Here is a 7,747-nt window from a genome sequence, read left to right on the forward strand (position 1 = left end):
CCCAGAATTAATCTCGCGGAAAGGGCCGTCAGTGGTTTAATGGGGGTTTTATGAATTCCGGAGCACTGAGTGAGAACGTCCTGGGTGGGTTTGGTATTGGGTCTGGCGGCATTGTTGATGTTGGCGTCGGCGTCTGGCCGTGAGTATTCCATACAGCTGTCTTTGACCGAGCAGGAGCTGGAGTGGGTGGGCCAGCAGGTATTCCGCAACGAGTGTGCCGGTCGCCGCGAATGTCTGGTGCACTGGAACCGTGGCGAGGCGTTCCCTTCACTGGGAATCGGCCATTTCATCTGGTACCCCGAGGGCGTGAGCGGGCCGTTTGTGGAGAGCTTTCCGACGCTGATACGTCACATGCAGGACCGGTCCGCTGCCGTGCCCGAGTGGCTCAACAAGACTCCCGTGCCGGGAGCACCCTGGGCTGATCGGGCGCAATTTCTCGCCAGCGCGGACAGCAACCGAATCGAGGCGCTGCGGGCGTTTCTGGCAGACACCAAGGGCGAACAGGCGGCATTCATTGTCGGCCGGGCCCGGGAATCACTCGAGAAAATCATTGCCGCGGCCCCGTCAGCCAGGCAAGCGTCGATTCGTCAGCAATTGGAGGCGTTGAGCAAGACCCCCGGCGGCACCTACGCGGTGATTGACTACGTTAACTTCAAGGGAGAGGGGTTGAGCCCGACCGAGCGCTACGAGGGGCAGGGATGGGGGTTGTTGCAGGTGTTGCTCGCAATGTCTGACTCCGCCGATAGCCCGGTGCTGCCCCGCTTCCGGGCCGCCGCCGCGGAGGTGCTGACCCGGCGGGCGCATAATGCAGACAAGCCCATTGAGCGAGAGCGCTGGCTGCCAGGCTGGCTCAAACGGTTGGAGACCTATCGGGAGCCTGGCGAATCGGGGGGCTGATTGGCGCCCGCCCCGATTCGGCATGGCCTTCTGTGCGGCCTCCGGAGCGTTCAGAGTGGCGTCTTGTCCAGCACGGGCTCGCGGCCCGGCTCAACGCTCAGCCACCAGACATGGGTGTCCCAGTCGCCCAGCACGATTCGCCTGGCGGGTCTGCCGTTCGCTTCCAGAGAATGCTCTGCCGGCCGGTGAGTGTGGCCGTGGATCAGTCGTTGTACCCCGTGATCTTCCATCACGTTCACCACCTCTTCCGGGGTGACGTCCATGATGAACTCTTCCTTGCCCTGGTTTTTGGCCATGCTGATTTCCCGTAACTGGCGGGCCATCTGCTGACGGTCTGCCAGTGGGCGCTGAAGGATCATCTGCTGCCATTGGGGGTTGCGCATGTTCTGGCGGAACTTCTGGTACTCCACATCGGCAGTGCACAGGCTGTCGCCGTGCATCAGCAGGGTGGGGGTGCCGTACAGATCCACCACCGTGGGGTCATCCAGCAGGGTGGCCCCGGCGCGGGTGCAGAAGTCTTCGCCGATCAGGAAGTCTCGGTTACCGTGCATCAGGAAAATGGCGGTGCCGCTGTCGCTGAGTGCTTTCAGGGCGCCGGCAATGGTGTCCTGGAGTGGCGTGCGTTCATCGTCTCCGATCCATGCTTCGAAGAAATCCCCCAGGATGTAGAGCTGCTCTACACCCCGGGCGCGGGTTTCCAGGAAGCCCAGAAAGGCGTCGGTGATGTCCGGGCGGGATTCTTCGAGGTGCAGATCGGAAATGAACAGCGTGGTCACACCGCGCCTCCGCCCTCGACTACCTCCGCTTTCACGATGACCACGTCTTCTGAGGGGACGTCCTGATGGCCGGCGCTCATGGTGGTGCGCACGGCACGGATCGCATTCACGGTTTCCATGCCGTTGACCACCTTGCCGAAGACGCAGTAACCCCAGCCTTCGGCATTTTTGGCGGTGTGGTCGAGGAAGCCGTTGTTTTCAACGTTGATAAAGAACTGGGCTGTGGCGGAGTGCGGATCCATGGTGCGGGCCATGGCGATGGTGCCCTGCATGTTGCTCAGGCCGTTGTCTGCCTCGTTCTGGATCGGGTCGCGGGTTTTGCGCGGCGTCATGCCGGGCTCGAAGCCGCCGCCCTGAATCATGAAGTTGCTGATAACACGGTGGAAAATCAGTCCGTCGAAGAAGCCGTCACGAACGTATTGCTCGAAATTTTTTGCGGTTTCCGGCGCTTTCTCGTAGTCCAGCTCCAGTGTGATGTCACCGTGGGAGGTTTTCAGCAGAATCATCAGGTTTTCCTGTATCAAGGGATAAGAACAGCTTGTGACACTATTGTACTGAAGAGTTTGTGCGTGTGCATGAGTTAGAGGCGCATTTGTGAGTATAATAAGCGGTTTCAGATCCACTCCCTTTTGACAGAGAACCTATGAGCGCCGAGTCAAAGAAAGCCCATAACTTTATCCAGAGCCTGATTGAAGATGCGATTGCCAAAGGCGAGCACAGCGGCCAGGTGGTGACCCGGTTCCCGCCGGAGCCGAACGGCTACCTGCACGTGGGGCACGCCAAGTCGATCTGCCTGAATTTCGGGATTGCCGGCACTTTCAGTGGCGAGTGCAATCTGCGTTTCGACGACACCAATCCCGAGAAAGAGTCGCAGGAATACATCGACGCTATCAAGCAGGACGTGGAATGGTTGGGCTACACCTGGGCGGGTGAGGTTCGCTACGCCTCGGACTACTTCGACGCCATCTACAGCTTTGCCGAAGAGCTGATCGAGAAGGGTAAGGCCTACGTGTGTGCGCTGACGGCGGACCAGATGGCCGAATACCGCGGCTCGCTCAAGGAACCCGGCAAAAACAGCCCCTACCGGGACCGCCCGGTGGAAGAGAGCCTGCAGCTGTTCCGCGACATGCGTGACGGCAAACACCAGAACGGCGAGCTGGTGTTGCGGGCGAAGATTGATATGGCGTCGCCCAATATCAATCTGCGGGATCCCATTCTTTACCGCATCCGCTACGCCGACCATCACCAAACCGGCGACAAGTGGTGCATCTACCCGATGTACGACTTCACCCATCCGATTTCCGATGCCATGGAAGGGATTACCCATTCCCTGTGCACGCTGGAATTCGAGGACCATCGCCCATTGTATGACTGGGTGCTGGACAATATTTCCGGCCCCTGCCACCCGCGGCAGATAGAATTCGCACGGCTGAATCTGAACTACACCATTACCTCCAAGCGCAAGCTCAAGCGCCTGGTGGACGAGGGGTTGGTTGATGGCTGGAACGATCCCCGCATGCCGACTATTTCCGGCATGCGTCGCCGCGGCTACACGCCGGAATCCATCCGCACATTCTGCGACATGATTGGTGTGAACAAGGCCGGCGGCACGGTGGACATGGGCATGCTGGAGCACGCCATTCGTGAGGATCTCAATACCCGGGCTCCCCGCGCCATGTGTGTGCTGCGTCCGTTGAAAGTGACCCTGACCAATTACCCGGCCGACAAGACCGAAACGCTGGTTTTGCCGGTGCATCCTCAGAACCCGGATATGGGTGAGCGTGAAGTGCCCTGGAGCCAGACCCTGTTCATTGATCGTGAGGATTTTGCTGAGGAGCCGCCTCGCAAGTGGAAACGCCTGGCGCCGGATCAGGCGGTTCGCCTCCGGGGTGGGTACGTTATGACCTGTCGTGAGGTGATCCGCGATGCCAGCGGCGAAATCGTGGAACTGAAATGCGAATACGATCCCGACACTCTCGGTGTCAACCCGGAGGGCTATAAGCCGAACGGCGTGATTCACTGGGTCTCTGCGACCGACAGCGTGGAGGCTGACATCAACCAGTACGATCGCCTGTTTACCCACGAATCGCCGGACAGCGACAAGGGCGGTGATTTCGTGGATCACATCAATCCGGAATCCCTGGTGTGTCTGACCGGTGCCCGGGTCGAGAAAAGCCTGGCGCAGCCACGCACCGACCTGCCGTATCAGTTCGAACGCGAGGGTTACTTTTTCAGCGATCGGGCGCTCACCGCCAACGCCGGCCGGCCGGTATTCAATCGCACCGTCACGCTACGGGATTCCTGGGGTAAGGGGGGCAAGTGATCCGCATCTACAACACGCTCACGCAGCGCAAGGAAGAGTTCAAGCCGATCGAGCCGGGCAAGGTCCGCATGTATGTTTGCGGCATGACCGTTTACGACTACTGCCACCTTGGACACGGCCGGGTACTGGTGGCTTTCGATGTGATTACACGGTATCTGCGCCATAGCGGTTTTGATGTGCAATACGTGCGCAACATTACCGATATTGATGACAAGATCCTGCGCCGCGCCGATGAAAACGGAGAGGTATACTCCGCTCTGACCGACCGGATGATCCGTGCCATGCACGAGGACGAGGCGCGCCTGGGAGTGCTGTCGCCCACCGAGGAGCCCCGGGCCACCGCATTCATTGACGAGATCATTGCGATGATCCACACGCTGGTGGCCGGCGGCCACGCTTATGCGGCGGACAATGGCGATGTGTACTTTGCTGTGGAGTCCTACGAGGGCTACGGCAAGCTCAGCAAGAAAAAGCTGGAAGATCTGGTGGCCGGTGCCCGTGTCGATGTGCAGGAGGCCAAGCGCAGCCCGGCGGATTTCGCGTTGTGGAAAGCCGCCAAGCCGGGTGAAGTGAGCTGGCCATCGCCCTGGGGCGATGGTCGCCCTGGCTGGCACATCGAATGCTCGGCGATGTCGAACTGCTGTCTCGGTGAAACCTTTGATATTCACGGTGGTGGGCCGGATCTGCTGTTTCCGCATCACGAGAACGAGATTGCCCAGTCCGAGTGCGCTAACGGCAAGACCTTTGTGAATACCTGGATGCACGCCGGCGCTATTCGCGTGAACAAGGAGAAGATGTCCAAGTCGTTGGGTAATTTCTTCACCATTCGCGAGATTTTTGAGAAGTACCCGCCGGAAATTGTGCGTTATTTCCTGGTGTCCAGCCACTACCGCAGCCAGGTGGACTACTCGGAGGAGAGTCTGGAGGAGGCTGGCCGTACATTGACCAGGCTCTATCACGCCCTGCGCGGGGTGATTCCCGCCAAGGACGTGGCCCTAACCGGGCATGATCAGCGTTTCGAAGAGGTGATGAGCGACGATTTCAATACCGCCGGTGCCATTGCCGTGCTTCATTCCGTGGCGAACGACATCAACCAGCACCGGCGCGAGGGGCGCGACGAGCAGGCCCGGGAGGCCGCGGCCGTGCTGGTGCGGCTGGGTGGCGTGCTGGGCCTGCTGCAACAGGATCCGGAGGCGTTCTTCCAGGCAGACTCTGGAGGGGAGCTGTCCGCGGAGGACATCGAGGCCATGATTCAGGCCCGCGCTGACGCCCGCAAAGCCAAAAACTTCGCCGAAGGTGATCGCATCCGGGACGAACTCGCTGAGAAAGGCGTCATTCTTGACGATTCCCGTGAAGGGACGACCTGGCGCCGGGGCTGACCCCTTACGGATTTTCACGTACAATCCGGCGCTCATTTTGATAGAACAACTCTCCGGGAACAGGGGAGTCGGGAAATTAACCCACTGAGGCAGACAACGATGACAGAACGCGTACAAATCGGCGGCATTCAGGTCGCGAAGAATCTGTATGATTTCGTGAACAATGAAGCGATCCCGGGAACCGGTGTCGATGCAGATACATTCTGGGCTGAATTCGACAAGATCGTGAACGAGCTGGCGCCGCGCAACCGCGAGCTGCTGGCCAAGCGCGATGTTATTCAGGAAAAGATGGACAGCTGGAACCGTGACCACAAGGGTCAGAAGCTGGACATGGCCGAATACAAATCTTTCCTGAAAGACATCGGTTACCTGGTGGATGAGCCGGGCGAGTTCAAGATCTCCACCTCCAACGTGGATCCGGAAGTGGCCACCATGGCCGGCCCGCAGCTGGTGGTGCCGATCATGAACGCGCGCTTTGCACTGAATGCTGCCAATGCGCGCTGGGGCAGCCTGTACGACGCTTTGTACGGCACTGATGCCATTTCTGAGGAAGGTGGGGCCGACAAGGGTCGCGGCTACAATCCGGTGCGTGGCGCCAAGGTGATCGAGTGGGCCCGCAATCTGCTGGACAGCTCGGCACCGCTGGCGTCCGGCAGTCACAAGGATGCCGCGAAATACCTGATTGACGGTGGCAAGCTGGTGGTCAAGCTGCAGAACGGTGAAAGCACCGGCCTGAAAGACGAAGCCGGCTTCGTTGGCTACACCGGCGCTGCCGATGCGCCGACCGGCATTCTGTTGGTCAAGAACGGCATGCACTTCGAGATCCAGATTGATGCCAGCCACCCGATCGGTAAAGACGACGGCGCCAATGTCAAAGATGTGCTGATGGAGTCCGCCCTGACCACCATCATGGACTGCGAAGATTCGGTAGCCGCGGTTGACGCCGACGACAAGGCTCTGGCCTATCGCAACTGGCTTGGCCTGATGAAAGGTGATCTGCAGGAAACCTTCCAGAAAGGGGGTGAGCAGCTGACCCGTAAGATGAACGCGGATCGCAGCTACACCGCACCGAACGGTGGCGAGCTGAGCCTGAAAGGTCGCAGCCTGATGTTCATTCGTAACGTTGGTCACCTGATGACCAACCCGGCGGTGCTGCTGAAAGACGGCAATGAGATCCCGGAAGGGCTGATGGACGGTCTGATCACGTCGCTGATCGCCATCCACGACCTGCAAGGCAAGGGCAAGTTCCAGAACAGCACCACCGGCTCAATGTACATTGTTAAGCCGAAGATGCACGGGCCGGAAGAAGTGGCGTTCACCAACGAGTTCTTTGGTCGCGTTGAAGATGCCCTTGGCCTGCCGCGCTTCACCCTGAAAGTGGGCATCATGGACGAAGAGCGTCGCACCACGGTGAATCTGAAAGCCTGTATCCACGCTGCCAAAGACCGTGCGGTGTTCATCAACACCGGCTTCCTTGATCGCACCGGCGACGAGATTCACACCTCTATGGAACTGGGGCCGTTCATTCGCAAGGGCGCTATGAAGCAGGCTACCTGGATCAATGCCTATGAGCAGTGGAACGTGGACATCGGCCTCGAAGCTGGTTTCCGTGGCGTGGCGCAGATTGGTAAAGGTATGTGGGCGATGCCGGACCTGATGGCCGGCATGCTGGACGCCAAGATTGGTCACCCGAAAGCCGGCGCCAACACCGCCTGGGTACCGTCGCCGACCGCGGCCACGCTGCACGCCAGCCATTACCATCAGGTGTCCGTAGCGGACATTCAGAAAGAGCTGGAGAGCCGCACCCGTGCCAATCTGGACGACATTCTCACCGTGCCGGTGATGGACGACCCCGCGTCTCTGTCTGCCGAGGACATTCAGCAGGAACTCGATAACAACGCCCAGGGTATCCTTGGTTACGTTGTGCGCTGGATCGATCAGGGTGTGGGTTGCTCCAAGGTGCCGGACATCAATGATGTGGGCCTGATGGAAGACCGCGCGACACTGCGGATTGCCTCTCAGTTGCTGGCCAACTGGCTGCATCACGGTGTGTGCTCCGAAGCGCAGATCATGGAGACCATGAAGCGCATGGCGGCGGTGGTCGACAAGCAGAACGCCGGTGATGCCGCCTATCGCCCGATGGCCGGGAATTTTGACGACAGTGTTGCGTTCCAGGCTGCACTGGATCTGGTGCTGAAGGGTCGCGAGCAGCCGAACGGCTACACTGAGCCACTGCTGCACGCGTACCGCCTGAAGGCGAAAGCCAAGTACGGCCAGTAAGTTTCAGGCGTCATAAAAAAAGGTTCATCGCGGGTTAGCGTGAAAAAGTAGGAGACGGCGGTAAAACCGGTTAGTTTTGAGTTCGCCAAAAC

General features: G+C 59.5%; 6 protein-coding genes. 4 read left to right on the plus strand and 2 right to left on the minus strand.

Annotated elements, in window-relative coordinates:
• The first annotated feature begins 69 nt into the window (after nt 1–69).
• A complete protein-coding gene (locus MLC70_RS16670; protein ID WP_248185460.1) occupies nt 70–897 on the plus strand; it encodes a hypothetical protein in 828 nt (275 codons plus the stop codon).
• Between the two features lie 50 nt (nt 898–947).
• Here MLC70_RS16670 and MLC70_RS16675 read toward each other — a convergent pair whose 3' ends face one another.
• Entirely contained in the window at nt 948–1,673 is a 726-nt protein-coding gene (locus tag MLC70_RS16675) for a UDP-2,3-diacylglucosamine diphosphatase (RefSeq protein WP_248185461.1), read from the minus strand.
• Entirely contained in the window at nt 1,670–2,179 is a 510-nt protein-coding gene (locus MLC70_RS16680; protein ID WP_248185462.1) for a peptidylprolyl isomerase, read from the minus strand. Before MLC70_RS16680 ends, MLC70_RS16675 begins: the two co-directional genes overlap by 4 nt.
• Before the next feature lie 137 nt (nt 2,180–2,316).
• On the opposite strand from MLC70_RS16680, the gene MLC70_RS16685 reads away from it, so the two are divergent.
• From MLC70_RS16685 to MLC70_RS16695, 3 genes are all read left to right on the plus strand, one after another.
• Complete coding sequence (locus MLC70_RS16685) at nt 2,317–3,996, plus strand: glutamine--tRNA ligase/YqeY domain fusion protein (RefSeq protein ID WP_248185463.1); 1,680 nt, start codon at nt 2,317–2,319, stop codon at nt 3,994–3,996.
• Entirely contained in the window at nt 3,993–5,375 is a 1,383-nt protein-coding gene (gene cysS / locus MLC70_RS16690; protein ID WP_248185464.1) for a cysteine--tRNA ligase, read from the plus strand. The genes MLC70_RS16685 and cysS overlap by 4 nt, the downstream gene beginning before the upstream one ends.
• Nucleotides 5,376–5,474: 99 nt before the next feature.
• The gene (locus MLC70_RS16695) at nt 5,475–7,655 is read left to right on the plus strand and encodes a malate synthase G (RefSeq protein WP_248185465.1); all 2,181 of its coding nucleotides are present in this window, start codon (nt 5,475–5,477) and stop codon (nt 7,653–7,655) included.
• Nucleotides 7,656–7,747 lie beyond the last annotated feature (92 nt).

Source organism: Marinobacter goseongensis (genome assembly GCF_023156235.1).
In the GTDB taxonomy this organism is placed as follows: Bacteria; Pseudomonadota; Gammaproteobacteria; order Pseudomonadales; family Oleiphilaceae; genus Marinobacter; species Marinobacter goseongensis.

Bases quoted from the DNA above. Each gene is read 5' to 3' on its own strand.
- MLC70_RS16680 (WP_248185462.1), bottom strand. From the start codon at position 2,179: ATGATTCTGCTGAAAACCTCCCACGGTGACATCACACTGGAGCTGGAC.
- MLC70_RS16685 (WP_248185463.1), top strand. From the start codon at position 2,317: ATGAGCGCCGAGTCAAAGAAAGCCCATAACTTTATCCAGAGCCTGATT.
- MLC70_RS16695 (WP_248185465.1), top strand. From the start codon at position 5,475: ATGACAGAACGCGTACAAATCGGCGGCATTCAGGTCGCGAAGAATCTG.